This window comes from Bacteroides ilei, from assembly GCF_900128495.1.
Taxonomy (GTDB): Bacteria; Bacteroidota; Bacteroidia; order Bacteroidales; family Bacteroidaceae; genus Phocaeicola; species Phocaeicola ilei.
Genome location: NZ_LT635806.1, coordinates 1 through 865, shown reverse-complemented (window position 1 = coordinate 865; position 865 = coordinate 1). Strand labels below are relative to the sequence as shown.

Below are 865 nucleotides of genomic sequence, written 5' to 3'. Positions count from 1 at the left end.
CACGTGATTGGGCTAAATCCCATCAAACTTGTTCCGAATAGATACTATTAGTTCCGAATCGACTACAAATAACACCGATTCGGAACTAATTCACAAAATTTGCAACGTGGTTTACCGAATGCTTACGGATATTGTTCCTTTAATTTTTCTAAATTTCGTAATCTTGCTTGACCTCCGTTGTCTCCTTGTGGATAACTATTCGAGCCTCCATAAGATAAAGCATTTGTGTTGCCACTATTTATCTCAGGATAGAATATAGCACCCGATAACTCACTGAATTTACTTTGCCATTTGTTGGATTCTCCTAAACTATCAAAAATAGTCCAGTACGTTTTGCCTGATAATTTAGACAGCTCAGGTAATTCATTTTTTAACAATTGAACTTTTTTTAGCTGCGGTTTTGTTTTCTCTTTATTTTCTGACAAAATTAGATATTTAGCTCCTAAAGGTTTTAACAATAACCCTTCATATTGTTTTTCCGACGTTAGCCAACTTGGGGCATAAACTATATAATCTTTTAAATTTGAGTAATTTTCTTCTTCTATGTCTGCATTTAGCCATCCGTATGGAGTTACAACGGCTATATTTTCTATCTTAACATACAAACATTCCACATCGGATACATCGTACATTTTTGTTGTGAATGCTTCATTAGAGGATAACTTATCTACATAATCATTAACTAAAAAGTATGTATTGTCAATCTCTTTATATGGCTGAACATCATCAGTTATGTTATATCATTAGTGTCCACTAAAAAATCATAGAAGTTCCTTGAAATTATTGAAATTCAATTTGTTATAGGGGATTTTGGAGAGAACGGATTTGAATTTACTTTTGTGGTAATTTTCAGACCGTTATGCAT

General features: G+C 32.8%; 1 protein-coding gene. It reads right to left on the bottom strand.

Features of this window, described 5'->3' with window-relative positions; all coding sequences use genetic code 11:
• Positions 1 to 122: 122 nt before the first annotated feature.
• Positions 123 to 632, bottom strand: coding sequence for a hypothetical protein (locus BQ7489_RS17025; protein WP_072532361.1), 510 nt, complete (start codon positions 630 to 632; stop codon positions 123 to 125).
• Positions 633 to 865 lie beyond the last annotated feature (233 nt).